Annotated in this window: 18 protein-coding genes and 1 riboswitch; of the genes, 13 read left to right on the forward strand and 5 right to left on the reverse strand. The window is 72.2% G+C overall.

The genetic code is table 11. The features are described from left to right. The 3 genes from KV102_RS14270 (at position 1) to KV102_RS14280 (ending at position 3,331) form a co-directional block, all read left to right on the forward strand. Positions 1 to 1,155: a cysteine desulfurase family protein gene (locus KV102_RS14270; protein WP_220346686.1), complete on the forward strand. Its 1,155-nt coding sequence runs from the start codon at positions 1 to 3 to the stop codon at positions 1,153 to 1,155. Between the two features lie 339 nt (positions 1,156 to 1,494). Then, positions 1,495 to 1,650, forward strand: a riboswitch (cyclic di-AMP (ydaO/yuaA leader). After that, positions 1,635 to 2,225 (forward strand): C40 family peptidase, encoded by a 591-nt coding sequence (locus KV102_RS14275; protein WP_220340896.1) that lies wholly within the window; start codon positions 1,635 to 1,637, stop codon positions 2,223 to 2,225. (Overlaps the previous riboswitch by 16 nt.) A 68-nt stretch (positions 2,226 to 2,293) precedes the next feature. Beyond that, positions 2,294 to 3,331, forward strand: a complete 1,038-nt coding sequence (locus KV102_RS14280) for a DUF3048 domain-containing protein (protein WP_220346687.1) — start codon at positions 2,294 to 2,296, stop codon at positions 3,329 to 3,331. Between the two features lie 154 nt (positions 3,332 to 3,485). Here KV102_RS14280 and KV102_RS14285 read toward each other — a convergent pair whose 3' ends face one another. Further along, complete coding sequence (locus KV102_RS14285; RefSeq protein ID WP_220340898.1) at positions 3,486 to 4,253, reverse strand: MerR family transcriptional regulator; 768 nt, start codon at positions 4,251 to 4,253, stop codon at positions 3,486 to 3,488. Between the two features lie 112 nt (positions 4,254 to 4,365). On the opposite strand from KV102_RS14285, the gene KV102_RS14290 reads away from it, so the two are divergent. From KV102_RS14290 to KV102_RS14310, 5 genes are read left to right on the forward strand one after another with little or no spacing between them, the layout of a single operon-like run. Further along, the gene (locus KV102_RS14290; RefSeq protein WP_220340899.1) at positions 4,366 to 4,956 is read left to right on the forward strand and encodes a YqgE/AlgH family protein; all 591 of its coding nucleotides are present in this window, start codon (positions 4,366 to 4,368) and stop codon (positions 4,954 to 4,956) included. Positions 4,957 to 4,996: 40 nt separating this feature from the next. Then, the gene (locus KV102_RS14295) at positions 4,997 to 5,260 is read left to right on the forward strand and encodes a DUF3039 domain-containing protein (protein ID WP_220340900.1); all 264 of its coding nucleotides are present in this window, start codon (positions 4,997 to 4,999) and stop codon (positions 5,258 to 5,260) included. Beyond that, positions 5,253 to 6,278, forward strand: a complete 1,026-nt coding sequence (locus KV102_RS14300) for a zinc metalloprotease (RefSeq protein ID WP_255561130.1) — start codon at positions 5,253 to 5,255, stop codon at positions 6,276 to 6,278. The genes KV102_RS14295 and KV102_RS14300 overlap by 8 nt, the downstream gene beginning before the upstream one ends. Further along, positions 6,278 to 8,092, forward strand: a complete 1,815-nt coding sequence (locus KV102_RS14305) for a DEAD/DEAH box helicase (RefSeq protein ID WP_220340902.1) — start codon at positions 6,278 to 6,280, stop codon at positions 8,090 to 8,092. The genes KV102_RS14300 and KV102_RS14305 overlap by 1 nt, the downstream gene beginning before the upstream one ends. Before the next feature lie 17 nt (positions 8,093 to 8,109). After that, positions 8,110 to 9,570 (forward strand): M1 family metallopeptidase, encoded by a 1,461-nt coding sequence (locus KV102_RS14310; RefSeq protein WP_220346689.1) that lies wholly within the window; start codon positions 8,110 to 8,112, stop codon positions 9,568 to 9,570. Here KV102_RS14310 and KV102_RS14315 read toward each other — a convergent pair. The 3 genes from KV102_RS14315 to KV102_RS14325 are packed head-to-tail and all read right to left on the reverse strand — an operon-like array spanning position 9,513 to position 11,510. Next, positions 9,513 to 10,124 carry a carboxymuconolactone decarboxylase family protein gene (locus KV102_RS14315; protein WP_220346690.1) on the reverse strand — a complete coding sequence of 204 codons (612 nt, stop codon included), beginning with the start codon at positions 10,122 to 10,124 and terminating at the stop codon, positions 9,513 to 9,515. The two genes, KV102_RS14310 and KV102_RS14315, sit on opposite strands and share 58 nt — an antisense overlap. Continuing rightward, complete coding sequence (locus KV102_RS14320) at positions 10,121 to 11,005, reverse strand: SDR family NAD(P)-dependent oxidoreductase (protein ID WP_220340905.1); 885 nt, start codon at positions 11,003 to 11,005, stop codon at positions 10,121 to 10,123. The genes KV102_RS14315 and KV102_RS14320 overlap by 4 nt, the downstream gene beginning before the upstream one ends. 7 nt (positions 11,006 to 11,012) lie before the next feature. Beyond that, the gene (locus KV102_RS14325) at positions 11,013 to 11,510 is read right to left on the reverse strand and encodes an Lrp/AsnC family transcriptional regulator (protein ID WP_220340906.1); all 498 of its coding nucleotides are present in this window, start codon (positions 11,508 to 11,510) and stop codon (positions 11,013 to 11,015) included. 21 nt (positions 11,511 to 11,531) lie between these two features. On the opposite strand from KV102_RS14325, the gene KV102_RS14330 reads away from it, so the two are divergent. From KV102_RS14330 to KV102_RS14340, 3 genes are read left to right on the forward strand one after another with little or no spacing between them, the layout of a single operon-like run. Beyond that, complete coding sequence (locus KV102_RS14330; RefSeq protein ID WP_220340907.1) at positions 11,532 to 12,908, forward strand: FAD-binding oxidoreductase; 1,377 nt, start codon at positions 11,532 to 11,534, stop codon at positions 12,906 to 12,908. Positions 12,909 to 12,918: 10 nt separating this feature from the next. Then, positions 12,919 to 13,923 (forward strand): alpha/beta hydrolase, encoded by a 1,005-nt coding sequence (locus KV102_RS14335; protein ID WP_220340908.1) that lies wholly within the window; start codon positions 12,919 to 12,921, stop codon positions 13,921 to 13,923. Between the two features lie 35 nt (positions 13,924 to 13,958). After that, entirely contained in the window at positions 13,959 to 14,420 is a 462-nt protein-coding gene (locus tag KV102_RS14340; protein ID WP_220346691.1) for a hypothetical protein, read from the forward strand. On the opposite strand, the gene KV102_RS14345 is transcribed toward KV102_RS14340, so the two are convergent. Continuing rightward, a complete protein-coding gene (locus KV102_RS14345; RefSeq protein ID WP_220340910.1) occupies positions 14,395 to 15,285 on the reverse strand; it encodes a hypothetical protein in 891 nt (296 codons plus the stop codon). The genes KV102_RS14340 and KV102_RS14345 overlap by 26 nt on opposite strands. A 53-nt stretch (positions 15,286 to 15,338) precedes the next feature. Between KV102_RS14345 and KV102_RS14350 the strand changes: the two genes are divergently transcribed. Both KV102_RS14350 and KV102_RS14355 read left to right on the forward strand, forming a co-directional pair. Beyond that, entirely contained in the window at positions 15,339 to 16,226 is an 888-nt protein-coding gene (locus KV102_RS14350; RefSeq protein WP_220346692.1) for an oxygenase MpaB family protein, read from the forward strand. Then, complete coding sequence (locus tag KV102_RS14355; RefSeq protein WP_220340912.1) at positions 16,219 to 16,815, forward strand: DapH/DapD/GlmU-related protein; 597 nt, start codon at positions 16,219 to 16,221, stop codon at positions 16,813 to 16,815. The genes KV102_RS14350 and KV102_RS14355 overlap by 8 nt, the downstream gene beginning before the upstream one ends. Position 16,816: the final 1 nt, after the last annotated feature.

Below are 16,816 nucleotides of genomic sequence, written 5' to 3' on the forward strand. Positions count from 1 at the left end.
GTGCGCTACCTCGACACGGCCGCGACCACGCCGGTTCGCCGCGAGGTGCTGGAGGCGATGTGGCCCTTCCTCACCGGCGAGTTCGGCAACCCGTCGAGCCGCCACGGTCTCGGAGACGTCGCGTCCCGGGCGCTGGAGCGCGCACGCGCGGACGTCGCCGCCGCGCTTGGTGCCCGGCCGGCGGAGATCGTGCTCACCTCCGGTGGGACGGAGGCCGACAACCTCGCGGTGAAGGGACTGGCACTGGCGAACCCGCGTGGGCGCCACCTCGTGACCACCCGGATCGAGCACCCTGCCGTGCTGGAGGCGTGCGACCACCTGGTCAGACTGCACGGGTTCCGGAGAGACCTGCTCGACGTCGACGGTGACGGCGTCGTCGACCTGACGCAGGCGGAACGACTGATCGGCGCCGAGACCACGTTGGTGTCGGTCATGCTCGCGAACAACGAGGTCGGGACGGTCCAGCCGGTCGCCGAGGTCGCCGCCCTGGCACGCGCACGGGGGGCGCTCGTGCACACCGATGCCGTCCAGGCCGTCGGGTCCGTCGTCGTGGATCCCACGCAGCTCGGCGTCGACGCCCTCTCGCTCAGCGGCCACAAGGTGGGTGCGCCGAAGGGGAGCGGGGCCCTGTGGGTCCGCCGAGGCGTGCCCTTGGAGCCGCTGATCCACGGGGGCGGCCAGGAGCGTGGACTTCGGTCGGGCACCGAGAACGTCGCCGCCGCCGTCGGTCTCGCTGCGGCGATCACGTCGGCGGTGGGGTCCACGCCCGGGGGACCGCGTCCGCGAGGTCCGGTCGAGGCCCTGGCCGCGGCCCGCGACGCGTTCGTGCACGACGTGCTCTCCGCTGCCCCGGGCGCCTTCCTCACCGGCCATCCGCGCCGTCGGCTTCCCGGTCACGCGTCGTTCTGCTTCCCGGGCACGTCGGGGGAGGCGGTGCTCCTGGGGCTGGAGCAGGATCACGGCATCGCGTGCTCCAGCGGCTCGGCGTGCGCCGCGGGCTCCGACGAGCCCTCGGAGGTCCTCTTGGCGCTCGGGATCGATCCCGAGGTGGCGCGTACGGCGGTGCGGTTCACGGCCGCGTCGCCGGCGGACTTCGAGGGTGCCGCCGGGGCCGTCGTCACCGCGGTGCGAGCCGTCCGGTCGCTCGCCGGCTGACCGTCGCCGGCGCGCCCGCGGGTGCGGTGGACCCTTGCATCCGCGCAGAGCTTTGTTATGGTCCTGGGACAAGACCGGTCAAAATATGACAAGGGTCACATAGCCTCTCTTCGATCACTGCGACGGCAGGGCAGGTGACCTGGACGAGCGTCCAAACCTCGTCCGTGGTGACGTCTGGTGTTTTGAGCGGGTCCATCGACGTGTCTATGGTGGCCCGCGGCCTGACAACAGGCCCCACAACCCCCCATAACGGGCATGACCGGGACGCGACCGGGTCCTGCCGGACAACTGAACATCGTGTGTGGGAAACGCCCAATCCTGCCCGCCTGCACACGCCCCCATCATCGACCGTCACCGACGGGCAGGAGCGGAGGAACCAACTCTGCACGAAGTCCTTCGGGTCATGCGTGCTCGGGGTGAAGCCCTAAGACAGGGCGGGGCCATCCTTCGGCCCTAATCCGACAGCTCACTTCGCAGGCGTGGAAGGGACCACGCTCATCATGCTCGCGACCCCCCGGACGCAGCGCCTCATGGCTCTGCCGATCGCTCTCTCCGCTGCCTTCGCGATGGTCGTCACGACCGCCAACGAGGCCAGCGCAGCCCCCGCCTCCACGTCCACGAGCACGGCCGCCGCGAAGACCGCGACCGCCCAGAAGCTCGCCGCCGCGAAGGCCACCAAGAAGGCCAAGCGCGTCGTCGCCAAGAAGCGTCGCGCCGGTCGCATCGTCAAGGCCTCCCGCGTCGCCGCGCGCCAGAAGGGTGACCCGTACCGCTACGGCGCGTCCGGCCCCCGCGCGTTCGACTGCTCCGGCCTCACCTCCTACTCGTTCCGCAAGGCAGGCATGAAGCTGCCGCGGACCGCGAACTCGCAGTACCGGCACGTCCGCAAGATCAAGAAGCGCAACATCCGCAAGGGCGACCTCGTCTTCTTCGGTGGGTCCCGCAAGTACCACGTGGGCATCTACTGGGGGAAGGGTCGCATCCTCCACGCGCCGTACTCCGGCAGCCGCGTGAAGGTCGAGCGGATCTGGACCCGCGGCTGGTCCGCAGGCACCATGCGTCTGCGCTGACAGCGACACCACCACGAAGAGCAGGGCCGGTGCCTCCTGAGGTACCGGCCCTGCTCCACCATGGGAGCATGCACGTGAGCCAGAAGCCCCGTACCGCGTTGCGCGCCACCCTCGTCGCGACCGCACTCGTCCTCGCGGCGGCGTGCTCGGGTGGTGACGAGCCGAAGACCCCGGAGAAGCCGACGCCGACCAGCGCCGACGCCGCGCGCAAGGCGGCGACCCTGAACCGCGCCAACCCGTTCACCGGCGAGGCGGCGGCCAAGGGTCTGCCCGATCACCCCGCCTTCCTGGTGAAGGTCGAGAACACCGCCGCCGGAGCCCCGCAGTACGGGTTGTCGCAGGCTGATCTCGTCGTCGAGGAGCTGGTCGAGGGTGGTCTGACGAGGCTGGCGGCGTTCTTCTACTCGCAGACGCCGACCAAGGTCGGGCACGTCCGCTCGACCCGGACCACCGACATCGCCCTCGTCAAGCCGACCGGTGGGCAGCTGATCGCCTCGGGCGGCGCGAAGGTGACCATCCGCAAGATCAAGGCCGCTGGTGTGAAGCTCTACAGCGAGGACACCGGCAACCTCACGCTCGCCATCGACCGGGGCAAGAAGGCCCCGTACGACCGGCTGCTGAACCTTGCCGCCTACGCCGACCAGCACCGGTCCGCGAAGGCCGCCGTGCCGCCGCCGTACCTGCCGTTCGGCGCGAGCCCGACGCCCGGCTCGACGAAGGCGACGTCGTTCGACGTCCGCTTCTCCCGCAGCTCCGCGACGCGGTGGCAGCTCGGTTCCGGCGGCGCGTACCGCCGGGTCAACGGCCACGCCCAGAAGGGCAAGGACTTCAAGCCGGACACCGTCCTCGTGCTCTTCACCCGACAGGTCGACGCGGGCTACCGCGACCCGGCCGGGTATCCCGTCCCCGAGACGGTGCTCAAGGGGGGCGGCCGGGCTGTCGTCCTCAACGGCGGCACGATGCTGAACGCCCGCTGGAGCAAGAAGAGCGCTGCGGCGCCGATCCAGCTGACTGCCGGGGGCAAGCCGGTCACGCTCGAGCGGGGCAAGGTCTTCGTCGAGCTCGTGCCGGCTGGCGCCGGTGGCGTGACGGTCCGGTCCCGCTGACGCGAGGAAGGTCACAGCAGGCGGCCTCGGTTCGGCGCGCGCGCTCCCCTACGATCGGCACCAGGGTTTCGGCCCCACCCGGCGGGTCCCTCCCTCCAGCGTCGGGTGGGGCCGTTCTCCGCCTCCGGGGGAGCCGTCTGTGGAGACGCCGGCGTCAGGCCTCGGGAGCGGGTCGCTGGTCGCCGAGCGCCGCGAGCTCCTCGCCCAGGGCGTCGTCGATCGCGTGCGCCAGCTCGTCGCGGAACACCGCGACGACCGCCTGCGCGGCGACCGGCAGCAGGTTGGCGATGGAGGTCACGACCTCCTGCCACTGGTCGTCGGGCATGCCGGCGCCGACGAACGGCTGCCAGATGTCGCGACGCACGCGGCCCACGAGGTCGTCGGCGACCGTGCGCAACGGCCCCGACAGCGCCGGGAGCAGCTCGAGCACCGTCTCCGGGGCCAGGCCGAGCGAGATGGCGGCGGCTCCGGCCCGCACCACCTCGGGACGGTTCACCTCGAGAGTGTCGTCGTCGACGATGGTGGCCAGGCCGCGGTCCACGAGCTTCTGGGCGAGGTCGGTGTCGCGGTCGATGCCTGCCATCGCCGAGAGCCGGTCGCGTGACATGAGCTCGCTCTCGGGCTCGCGGGCCAGCGGCGAGTCGAGCACCGTGATCAGGTCGAGTGCGTAGTCGGCCGTCGTGGAGGTCTTGTCCTGCAGCGCCTTCTCGACGGCCTGCAGCGTGTAACCGCGGTCGAGGAGGCTGCGGACGAGCTGGAGCTGCTTGACGTGGGAGCGCGTGTAGTAGCCGGTGCGTCCCTCCAGCCGCGGCGGTGCGAGCAGTCCACGACTGGCGTACGCGCGGACGTTGCGCACGGTCATCCCGACGCGTGCCGCGAGCTCGTCGACGGTGAGCTCGTCCTCGTTGGCGGTGTCGGCCATCTCGTCCTTCGTGTCGGGTTCGCGGTCCGGTCATCCTACGGCCTGGGTACCCGCGCGAGAGGGCGCCACGGCGTACGCTGAAAGCCGATGAGGCGCCGAGCGAGGAGGGGCGATGACCGACCAGGAACCCGCCGGCATCTCGCCGCGTCACCGGTCGTGCCGAGGCCGTCTTCTCGTGGCCACTCCGCTGCTCGTGGGCGGGCCGTTCTTCCGCGCGGTCGTCGCGGTGCTCGACCACGACGCCGGGGGAGCGCTCGGCGTGATCCTCAACCAGCCGCTGGACGCCACGGTCGCCGAGGTCCTGCCGGAGTGGTCGACACTCGTGTCCAGCCCGACCGCCCTCTTCTCCGGTGGTCCCGTCTCGCCCGACTCGGCCCTCGCGCTCGGCGTCCTGCGGTCGGGTGACCGGCCGCCGACCGGCTGGCGCGAGATGTACGACCGCGTAGGACTGATCGACCTCGACCTGCCGGCCCACGGCGTCGAGCCGGGGCTGCGTGGGATGCGGGTCTTCGCCGGGTACGCGGGGTGGAGCCCGGGGCAGGTGGAGGAGGAGATCGCCGAGGGTTCGTGGGTGGTGGTGGACGCGTTCGACGAGGACCTTCTCTCGTCCAATCCCGAGGCGTTGTGGCGTCAGGTGCTCCGCCGTCAACGCAGCGATCTCGCAATGCTCTCGACCTATCCGGACGATCCCCAGCTCAACTGACCGGCTAGGGGGACGGTTCTTTCTGGCATAGACTGAAGGGGTGTCGACCACCTTCAGTCCCGGATCCCAGACGTCGTCGGACGTGCGCACGCAGCCGCGCCTCGACGACGGCGATCACGAGCGCTACTCGCACTACGTGCCCAAGGGCAAGCTCACCGAGGCGATGATCGAGGGCACGCCCGTCGTCGCCCTGTGCGGCAAGGTGTGGGTGCCGAGCCGTGACCCGCAGCGCTTCCCCGTGTGCCCGGAGTGCAAGGAGATCTGGGAGTCCCTGAAGGCAGGCGGCTCCGGTGACGATGAGTGATCGGCCGCGGCGGCGGCCGCGCTCGTATGCCCTGGGGGCGGTGCTCATCGGCACCGCCCTCGTCGCGAGCATCGCGGCGCTGACGGGTGCCTCGGCGGTCCTGCCGGCCTCCGCAGCGCCCGCCTCGGCACGGCCTGCGGCTGCCGCGACCGACTGCACTCCCGACGAGACGCTCGGCGCACGGACGCTCAACGGTCTCGACGGTGTCGTGCGGGCGCCCGAGCCCTCGCACGCGACGGTCGAGGCGTACGAGCGCGACCTCGCCCGTCGCGTCGGCGCGGTGGGCGCCGCGAGCGACCGGCGCAGCGCGCAGGGCGATGGCCCCCGGCGGATCAAGATCCGTGTGTACGCCCACGTCATCAAGCCGTCCTCCACGAGCAAGACCGTCAGCCGCGCCAAGGTGCGGCGCCAGATCAAGGTGATGAACCGCGCCTTCGCGGGCAAGCAGTGGCGCGACGCGCGCAGCACCCGCTTCCGGTTCGTGCTCAAGAAGACCGACTACACGGTCAACCGCGCGTGGTACACCGCCGGGCTCGGCTCGCGTGAGTCCCGGGCGATGCGCAAGGCGCTGCACCGCGGCAAGAAGCGCGATCTCAACCTCTACATCGCGGCGCCGACCGAGCGGGGCGACCTGCAGGTCCTCGGCTACGCGACGTTCCCGCAGCGCCCCAAGAGCAAGCTCGCGACCGACGGTGTCGTGATCCACCGTGACTCGATGCCGGGCGGACGCTTCCGCGGCTACAACAAGGGCGACACCGCCGTGCACGAGACCGGGCACTGGCTCGGGCTCTACCACACCTTCCAGGGCGGCTGCGGCAAAAAGAACGACCGCGTGCACGACACCCCTCGCGAGCGGATCCCGAGCTTCGAGTGCCCACGGGGACGCGACACCTGTCCGTCTCCGGGGGAGGATCCGATCCACAACTTCATGGACTACTCCTACGACCGGTGCATGCACCACTTCACGCCCGGTCAGATCGAACGCATGCGCAAGCTCTGGCGGGTGTATCGCCGCTGATGTCCGGGGCCGCGCATCTCTCACCGGCCTATCCCGACCGCGCAGCCTGGGGCACCGCTCCCAAGCTGCGCGCGTGGCAGGCCGACGCTCTCTCCCGCTACGCCGAACGCAACCCGCGTGACTTCCTGGCGGTCGCGACCCCGGGAGCCGGCAAGACGACCTTCGCGCTGACGGTCGCCGCCCAGCTCCTCGAGCGCCGCATCGTCGAACGCATCGTGGTCGTCGCGCCGACCGACCACCTCAAGACGCAGTGGGCGGAGGCCGGTGCACGCGCGGGCATCCCGCTCGACCCGTCGTTCAGCGGACGCGGTGGCGCGATGGCCTCCGACTTCAAGGGCTTCGCCCTCACCTATGCCGGGGTGGCCACCAACCCCACCGCGTACCGGCTGCGCACCGAGCGCTTCCGCACGTTGGTGATCCTCGACGAGGTGCACCACGCCGGCGATGCCCTCTCGTGGGGTGATGCGGTCCGAGAGGCGTTCGAGCCCGCGACCCGCCGGTTGGCGCTGACCGGCACCCCCTTCCGGTCCGACACCAACCCCATCCCGTTCGTCACCTACGCTCCCGGCGACGACGGCATCGGCCGGAGCGTGGCCGACTACTCGTACGGCTATGCGGAGGCGCTCGCCGACGGCGTGGTCCGCCCTGTCCTGTTCATGGCGTACTCCGGTGACCTTCGGTGGCGTACCCGCGCCGGCGACGAGGTCGCGGCGCGGATGGGCGAGCCGATGACGAAGGACCTCACCGCGCAGGCGCTCCGTACGGCGCTCGACCCGGCCGGCTCATGGATCCCGTCGGTGCTCGGCGCGGCAGACACCCGGCTGTCCGAGGTCCGGCGCCACGTGCCCGACGCAGGCGGGCTCGTGATCGCGAGCGACCAGAACACCGCACGGGCCTACGCCAAGATCCTCCGCGAGGTGACCGGTGACGGACCCGCTCTCGTGCTCTCGGACGAGAAGGAGGCCAGCGCGCGGATCAGCGCGTTCGCCGAGTCCGACGAGCGGTGGATGGTCGCGGTCCGGATGGTCAGCGAAGGCGTCGACGTGCCACGGCTGTCGGTCGGCGTCTATGCGACCAGGACGTCCACCCCGCTGTTCTTCGCCCAGGCGGTCGGTCGCTTCGTCCGTGCCCGCAAGCGGGGCGAGACGGCGACCGTGTTCGTCCCGAGCGTCCCCCGTGTCCTCGGGCTCGCCTCCGACCTCGAGGTGCAGCGCGACCACGTGCTCGGTCGCGCCGGCGGTGACGACGACGATCCGTTGGCTCTCGACGACGAGCTGATCGCGGCCGCCCAGGCGACCCAGTCCACCGCCGATCTCGAGCCGTTCGAGTTCAAGGCTCTCGGCAGCGAGGCCTCGTTCGACCGCGTGCTCTACGACGGTGGCGAGTTCGGACACGAAGGCGAGGTCGCGACCGGGTCGGAGGAGGAGATGGACTTCCTCGGGATCCCCGGCCTGCTCGAGCCCGACCAGGTGCGAGAGCTGCTCCGCCACGCGCGGACCCGGCGCACCCAACGGGGTGTCGCAGCCGCAGCCGAGCGGGGGGAGCCCGCCGACTCCCAGGCGGGGGCGACCGGCGCTCCTGGGCCGGCGACGCGGCCCGACGAGCCGAGCACGCACCAGATGCGTGCGCTGCTGCGGCGCGAGCTCAACGGACTCGTCGGCGCGTGGCACCACCGCACGGGTCAGCCCCACGGTGTCGTGCACAACCGGCTGCGCGAGGAGTGCGGGGGACCTACGGCAGCGAGCGCGTCGGTCGACGACCTGCGGGCGCGCATCGACAAGATCCGCGAATGGGCCGGTCGACCGACCTCTTGACGTCGTAGTGTCACAGCATGCGTCTCGCCGTCGCGATCGCCTCTGCCACCCTGCTCGCCGGGCTGCTGCCCGGTGCACCAGGTGCGGCCGCCGCGGCTGAGGCGGGCGAGGCCGGCACCAACACCGCTGTGCGTGCGGGCATGGTGGCCGCACCGGGCGTCGGTCGGCCGGGAGCCGGCGACGCATACTTTCCGGGCCACGGCAACGGCGGCTACGACGTACGGCACTACCAGGTCACCGCCGCGTACCAGCCTGCCGAGAAGCGTCTCGTCGGACGCACCCGCCTGCGGGCGGTGGCGAGCCAGCGGCTCCGGCGCTTCAACCTCGATCTCGTCCTCGCCGCCTCGTCGGTACGGGTCGGCGGGCGCCCCGCGCGGTTCAGCCAGCGCGGCAGGGAGCTGGTCGTCACCCCGCGCCGGGCGATCCGCAAGGGCGATCGCTTCGTGGTGTCCGTCGCGTACGCCGGCCGGCCCGCGAGCATCAGCCACCGCGGTGCCCGGCCTTTCGTCACGACGCGGGCGGGCGCGATCGTCGTCGGCCAGCCCGAGGCCGCCCCGTGGTGGTTCGCGAGCAACGACCACCCCAGCGACAAGGCGACGTACGACATCCGCCTCCGGGTCCCGCGCGGCCGGGAGGCGATCAGCGTCGGCAGGCTCGCGGGACGCAAGCGCGTCGGTGACCTCGTGCAGTGGCGGTGGGTGATGCGGCGGCCGATGGCGACCTACCTCGCGTTCGCGGCCTGGGGTGACTTCCGTGTCGTCCGCGGTCGGGCCGGTGGTGTCCGCTATCTCTACGCCTACGACCGTGCGCTCAGCGCCGGCGTGCGCCGGCGGGCGGTGCGCTCGCTGCGCCGTACGCCCGAGGTGACGCGGTTCCTCGCGCGCCACCTCGGCCCCTATCCGTACGGCGACCACGGTGGCGTAGTCACGAAGGCCGACCTCGGCTTCGCGCTGGAGACGCAGACCCGCCCCGTCTACGACGCCGCCTTCTTCCGCCGTGGGGCGGGCCTGCAGCCCGGCCAGAACACCTCGGTCGTCGCGCACGAGGTCGCTCACCAGTGGTTCGGCGACTCGGTCTCGCTGCGCCGGTGGCGTGACATCTGGCTCAACGAAGGGCTCGCGACCTACCTCGAGTGGATGTGGGACGAGTCGCAGGGACTCGGGTCGGTCCGGAGCGAGTTCGACTACTGGTACGACCATGGCGGCCGAGCGTTCTGGCGGCTGCCCGTCGGCAACCCGGGACGGGACCGGATGTTCGACAACCGGGTCTACGTGCGAGGCGCGATGACGATCCACGCGCTGCGGCGCGAGATCGGCGACGCGGCGTTCTTCGCGCTGCTGCGGCGGTGGGTCGGCGAGCGCCGTGACGGCCACGGGACCACCACGCAGTTCGAGCGGCTCGCCGAGGACGTCAGCGGGCGTCAGCTCGACGGATTCTTCGACGCCTGGTTGTTCCGGCGGTCGCGGCCGTTGCTCTGAGCGTGAGCCGGGGCGGCGGGCTCGTCCAAGGGCACGCGCAACGTGTGCAGCGTCGTCGCGAGCCCGTCGTACTGGCACACGAGCATGACGATCTCGACCAGGCTGCGGGGTGGGAAGCGCGCTGCCAAGGACTCCCACGTGCTGTCGTCGACGTCACGCGTGAGGACCAGCGCGTCGGCGGTGTCGAGGAGCGCCTGGTCGGCAGCCGACCAGGGCCACGTCGTGGCCGGATCGGTGACCGCCTCGATCTCGTCCGTGCTCAGACCGGCCCGCGCACCGAGACGACGGTGGTGGTCGAGCTCGTAGGCAGATCGGCGCAGCGCGGCGACCCGGAGGATTACGAGCTCGGCCTGCCGGCGGGGGAGCGTCCCGAACGGCATCAGGCGCCCCGAGTAGTGGAGCCAGCCTCGGAACAGCCCACGCGTCCGGCCGAGGACGGAGAAGACGTGCACGTCACGGACCCCGACCACGCGGGAGGCGACACGGGCGAGCGCGGCGTTGACGAGGCCGAGGTCGCGCCGGTCACCCGGGGGGACGCGGGGGAGCTCGGTCACGCGGCATCCCGAGGACCGTCTGGCGCCGCTTCGGCGGTCGGCTGCGGTGTCGTCAGGCCCGCGCCCTCCCGGCGTGCGATCTCGAGCGCGTGGCGTACGCGCGAGCGACGCAGGGTGCGTTCGACGGCGCGCTGGACGGCGGCGCGAGCAGGGAGCGCGGCCCTGACGAAGCGCGGTGAGGTGACGACGCGGGCCCGGCGGGCGATGCCGCGCTCGAGCGCGGTGATCGCGTCCTCGAGCGGAGCGACGCGCCCGATCGGGGTGCCTCGCATCAGTATCGTGGCCGCCTCCGTGCCAAAACCTCGGCTCGTCATCTCGGTGTCGAGCTCGCCGAAGAAGGCGACGCCGACGCGGGCGCCGCTCGGCGCCAGCTCGAGGCGGAGCGCGTCGCCGAGCGCCTCGACGCCGGCCTTCGACGCGGAGTACGCGCCGAGCATCGGGAGGTGCACGGCAGCCGCGAGCGACGAGACCAGGAGGGCGTAGCCCTCGGGGTGGCTCACGTGAGGCCCGGCGAGACGCACCGTGTCGTACACGCCGGTGAGGTTGACCGCGAGCGTGCGGTCCCACACGTACGGGTCGCCACCGACGATCGGCAGCTGCGCCGCAACCCCGGCGTTGGCGACGACGACATCGAGGCCGCCGAGCGCCGACGCGGCCGCTTCGATGGACCTCTCGAGCCCCGACCGGTCGGTGACGTCGCAGGCGAACCACGGCGCGTCACCCGCACGGGCGGCCGTCGCCGCGAGGCCGTCGGGCTCGAGGCCGAGGAGGGCGAGACGGGCGCCGCTCTCGGCCAGACGGACCGCGAGCGCCGCGCCGATCCCACGGGCGGCGCCGGTCACGAGGACGCGTCGTCCGGCGAGTCCGGCTGCGGTGCTCACGCGCACACTATGGCGCGGGCGGCGCCGCGGTGTCGAGGCCCAGCGCGGCGTCGAGCAGGGGGGCGACCCGGGGCGCGAGCTCGGTCTGCAGCGCGATGACCGTGGCGACCCGCACGATCGACGGCTCCGAGACGACGGCGTCGAGGACCCGCTGGAGGTCGGTGTTGGAGCGGGCGACGACGCGGCACCAGAGGTCGCCGGCACCGGTGATGGTGCATGCCTCGAGGACCTCGGGGATGGAGGCCAGGTGGTCGGCGACGGGGGCCCGACCCTCGCCCTGGACGACCTCGAGCGTGAGGAAGGCGGTGACGGGATAGCCGAGCGCCGCCGGAGAGACCGTCGGTGACCAGGACGCGATCACGCCGCGCTCGGCGAGGCGATCGAGCCGCGTCTGGACCGTGGCACGGGCGACCCCGAGTCGCCGCGAGGCCTCGAGGACCCCGATCTTGGGCTCGGCGAGGAACAGGCGGGCGATCTGGGCATCGAGGTCGTCGATCGCAGGCATCCGGTCAGCATAGGGTGAGGCATGGACACCGACGTCTTCGTCGCCGAGCTCGTCGCCGCTCTCGGGCCGGACGTGGTGGTCACCGATCCTGACCGCCTCGTCTCCTACCGGACCGACCGCGCGATGTTCTGCGAGGCGGGCACCCCGTGCGCGGTCGTGCTCGCCCGGGCGACAGGCGACGTCGCGACGGCGATGCGGCTCGCCTCCGCGCACGGGGTCCCGGTCGTGGCGCAGGGCGCCAGGAGCGGCCTCTCCGGTGCCGCCAACGCGATCGAGGGCGGGTTGGTGATCACGCTCGAACGGATGGACCAGGTCCTCGAGGTCGACACCGACGAGCGACTCGTCGTGACCCAGCCCGGCGTGCTCAACGCCGTCCTGTCGCGCACGGTGGCCGAGCATGGGCTGTTCTACCCACCGGACCCCAGCTCGTGGGAGTTCTGCACGATCGGCGGCAACCTCGCCACGAACTCCGGCGGCCTCTGCTGCGTGAAGTACGGCGTCACGACCGACTACGTCCTCGCGCTCGAGGTCGTCCTCGCGAGCGGAGAGGTGCTGCGGACGGGGCGGCGTACGGTCAAGGGCGTCGCCGGATACGACCTGGTGCGCCTGTTCGTCGGCTCGGAGGGGACGCTCGGCATCATCACCGAGGCGACGCTGCGGCTGCGGCCCGCCGCCCACCGCCCTCGGACGCTCGCGGCCACCTTCGGCACCGTGCACGCGGCCGCGGAGGGCATCGGCGCGATCGCCCGCTCGAGCGTGGTCCCCAACCTGCTCGAGCTGATGGACGCCACGAGCCTCCGGGCGGTCAACGACGCCTACCGTCTCGGATTCGACGCCGAGGTGGGGGCGCTCGTCCTCGCGCAGTCCGACGCGCCGGGTGCCGCCGGAGAGGAGGAGATCGCCGCCCTGGCGGCCCACCTGCGGGACGCGGGAGCGTACGACGTGGTGCTCGCCGCCGACGACGCGGAGGCCGCGCTCCTGCTCACCGCTCGGCGCGAGGTGCTGACGGCCTTCGAGTCGATGGGGACGACGATGGTCGACGACGTCTGCGTCCCGCGGTCGAGGATCGCCGACCTCGTCGACGGGGTCGCCGCGATCGCTGCGAAGCGCGAAGTGGTGATCGGGGTCGTCGGGCACGCCGGTGACGGCAACTTCCACCCGTGCGTGATCTTCGACGGTGCCGACCTCGACGAGGCGGAACGGGCGCACGCGGCCTTCGACGACGTGATGCACCTGGGCCTCGACCTCGGCGGAACCATCACCGGGGAGCACGGGGTCGGCGTCTTGAAGCGGACACTGCTCGAGCGTGAGCTCGGGCCCGTCGGACTCGGGGTCCAACGCGCCGTGAAGCACGCGCTCGACCCTCACGGTCTGCTGAACCCCGGGAAGGTCATCTAGTCTGGCGGCCATGGCCGCCCCCTTGCCGATCCGCACCAGACTGTTCACGTTCGTCGAGCGCTTCCTCAACCGACCGATCGACGAGGTGCCGCGAGAGGAGCTCCCTGCTCGCCGTACGCAACGGGCCAAGCTGCTGGGCTCGCCGCTGGGACGCGCCGTGTCGGGCAGACCGCACCCCGACGCCCAGGTCACCGACCGCCTCGTCGAGCTCCAGCCGGTGACGGTCGGCGAGCTCCCGCAGGAGACTCAGCCAGTGACGCTGCGGCTGCGGATCTACCAGCCGCCGACACCGGGGCCCGAGCCGTCGCCGGTGGTGGTGCTCTTCCACGGCGGAGGCTGGGTCCTCGGTGATCCCGAGCAGGACGAGTGGTGGGCCAGCCATCTCGCGGTCGACACGCCGTGCGTCGTGGTCTCCGTGGCCTACCGGCTGGCTCCCGAGCATCCCTACCCTGCCGCCGTCCTCGACACCTGGGCCGCGCTGGACTGGGTCGTGACGCACGCCGACGAGCTCGCGGCCGACCCGGCGCGCATCGTCGTCGCCGGCGACAGCGCCGGCGGCAACCTGGCCGCCGTGGTCGCCGACCTGGCGGGTCAGGCGGGTGCACCGGCGCTCGCCGGTCAGGTCCTCGTCTATCCCGCGGTCGAGATGGAGGAGGTCTTCCCGTCCGAGCGCGAGCACGCGAACGCCCCCGTGCTCACCTCACGCCAGATGCGCGCCTTCTCGCGCCTCTACCTCGACGGCGCCGACCCGTCCGCGCCCACGGCGGCGCCCTTGCACGGGACGCTGTCGGGGGCGGCCGTGCCGGCGTTGATCCAGGTGGCGGGGCACGATCCGCTGCGTGACAACGGTGTCTTCTACGCCGAGGCGCTGCGCGGCAACGGCGGCGACGTCACGCTGACGGAGTACGCCGATGCCGTCCACGGCTACATCAGCCTGCCGGGGATCTCGCCGTCGGCACCGCGTGCGCTGGCCGAGATCGTCACCTTCGTCCGCCGGGTGACCTCCCGCGGGTGAGGTCGTACGTCCGATCGAGGCAGGTGGTGGGGGACATGACCGTCGAGGATCTGCCGCTGATCGACGAGCACGCGCTGACGATCGCGCGGCCGCGTCAGCAGGTGTGGACCGCGCTCGAGGCCTTCGTGCACAGGTCACTGCTCTCGGCGGCCGACGGGGCGATGGCTCGCCTCCTCGGCACCGACCCGCCCGGCGGCTTCGCCGTGGACGACGTCGTCACGGGGGAGCGGCTGGACCTCGCCGGGAGGCACCGGTTCTCCGTCTACCGCCTGGTCTTCAGGCTGGCCGACGCATCTCTGGCCGACGCACCTCTGGCCGAGGTGCCCGCGGCTGACGCTCCGGCGACGCGACTCTCCGCGCGCAGCTATGCGGTCTTCCCCGGTGTGCGTGGTGCTGTCTACGAGACGATGGTCATCAGGACGCGCTTCCACGTCCTCGCGACGCGGCGGATGCTCCGGCAGGTCCGGCGGATCAGTCTGTCGGACCCAGCAGGCTGAGTGCGCGGAGGTCGGCGAGCGAGGCGTCGACGTCCTCGGAGCCGACGCCGGTGAACCACCGCCGAGCCGACTCCAGCGAGGACTCGCCGATGACCCCGAGCTCGGTGACGACACGGTCCGAGGCGGTCAGGGCCAGGCGCTCGGCGACCGCGCCGACGTCACCCCCGTCGAGGCTCGCGCGGGTGGCGAGGAGCACGTTGAGGAACCCGTGGCGCACGCGACCCGTGTCGGGCTCGCGCCAGGCCACCGCGTGCGCCAGGTCGCCTCGGCACGAGAACGCGACCTCGCGGTCGAGCGCGTCGCCGACGGCACCCGCCAGGGTCTCGGCCGACGGCACCTCCTCCGGGTCGGCCCCGCCGGTCCGCAGCACGAGCCGCAGGTCCTGGGACGCCAACGTGTCGAGGGCGTGCTGCCAGCGCAGCGAGCCCTCGGTGCGGGCGTGCAGCGGGAGCCCGACCTGCACATCGACGTCCTCCAGCAGCCCTTCCGCCTCGAGCTGGCCGACCATCGCCACCACCCGGTGGGCGCCGCGGGCCAGGTCGTCGAGGTCGCGGACGGCCGCGGTGAGGCCGACCAGACGGAGGCGCTCCTGCCGCGTCGCCCACCGCACCGCCGGCTCGATGGCCCCCGCACCTCCGGTGACAGCGACGACGACATCGATCTCGTCGGCGCCGAGGGCGGCCACCGTGCCCTGGACCAGGGGAAGCTCCGTGTCGGGCACGACGAGCGGGCCGAGCACGTCACCGTGATCCTCGGCGGTCGAGCGGCGCGCGGCGTACGCCTCCACGCGCTCGCGCAGGCCGTGTGCCGCCGGTGCCTCGTACGACGTGTCGGCCACGAGATCTCGGAGGTACGGGGCGCTCATGTCTCCGAATCTAGTGCAGACGCCGACCGTCGGAGCACGGTAGCGTCCGGTGCATGACACGCGTCCTGCCCGCCGCTCCCCGGGGACGGGAGCGCTGGCGCCGCGATGCGTGGCAGCGGGTGATCGCGACCCTCGACCCGGAGACGGACTACGAGATCATCTCGGCGGTCGACACCCGATTCGAGTTCCCGTGGGACATCCAGCAGGCGCTCAGCTTCGCGCTGTTCCGGACGTTCGCGGTGCCGTCGATCGGGGTGCTGCTGCACGAGACGCAGGAGTTCACCGAGCGCACCCAGAAGCGCCACGACGACACGGTGCTCGTCCTCGACGCGATCGTCGAGGACGGCATGGAGTCGTCGCCCGGACGTGCTGCGGTGCGTCGGATGAACCAGATGCACGGTGCCTACGCCATCAGCAACGACGACCTGCGCTACGTCCTCGCGACGTTCGTCGTCACGCCCGTCCGGTGGCTCGCCGACTACGGGTGGCGGCCGCTCGGCCCCGCGGAGGTGGACGCGGCGACGCGGTCGTACCAGCGGATGGGCGAGCTGATGGGGATCAAGGACATCCCCGCCTCGTACGCGGAGTTCGAGACGCTCCTCGACGCCTACGAGCGCACCCACTTCGCCTACGACGACCGTTCGCGCGAGGTCGCCGACGCCACGTTGGCGCTGCTCTGCTCCTACTACCCTCGGCTGCTGCGGCCCGCGGTCGAGGTCTTCTCCCGGTCGGTGATGGACCCGCACGTGCGCGACGCGTTCGGGTACGCGACGCCGCCGCGCGCCGTCGTCGCCCTGTCGCGAGGACTCCTGCGGCTGCGCGGTCGCGCGCTCCGGCTCGCCCCTCCGCGGGTCGCACCGTCCCGGCCCGAGGACCGCGGCGCGATCCGCACCTACCTGCCGGGCGGCTATCGCATCGAGGATCTCGGGACGCATGTCTGACGAGCCGTCGACGTACGAGCTCGCGCGCGAGTGGTGGCGCAAGCAGCGCTGGTACGGCCGCGCCTACCGGCCTCTCAACCGGGCGCGGCTCAGCGTCGAGCTGGCGCGGCGGCGCGCGTACGCCCGCGGCGTGGTGCACGGCGACGTGCTCGAGATGCTGCGCGACGGGCGTCTCCACCTCGGGCCGCAGGTGTTCCTCGAGCCCGGGGTCTGGATCACCGGCGGACCGGACGCGCAGATCGTGATCGGTGAGGGCACGTTCCTCAACCTCGACGTGATGGTCTCCGCGTCGCACCGCGTCGAGATCGGCGCCCACTGCATGCTCGCGAACGGTTGCCTCGTGACCGACTCGGCGCACCGCTACGACGACCCGGACGTGCCCGTCCCGTGGCAGGGGTTCACGTCGAAGGGGCCGACGGTGATCGGCGACAACTGCTGGCTGGGCGCCAACGTCGTCGTCACCAGCGGCGTGACGATCGGGGAGCGGTGCGTCATCGGCGCGAACTCCGTCGTCACGCGTGACGTGCCTGCGTTCTCGGTCGCGGCAGGCTCGCCGGCGCAGGTGGTGCGGTCGGTGGCGTACGGGTGAG

Source organism: Mumia sp. zg.B53 (assembly GCF_019550935.1).
Lineage (GTDB): Bacteria > Actinomycetota > Actinomycetes > Propionibacteriales > Nocardioidaceae > Mumia.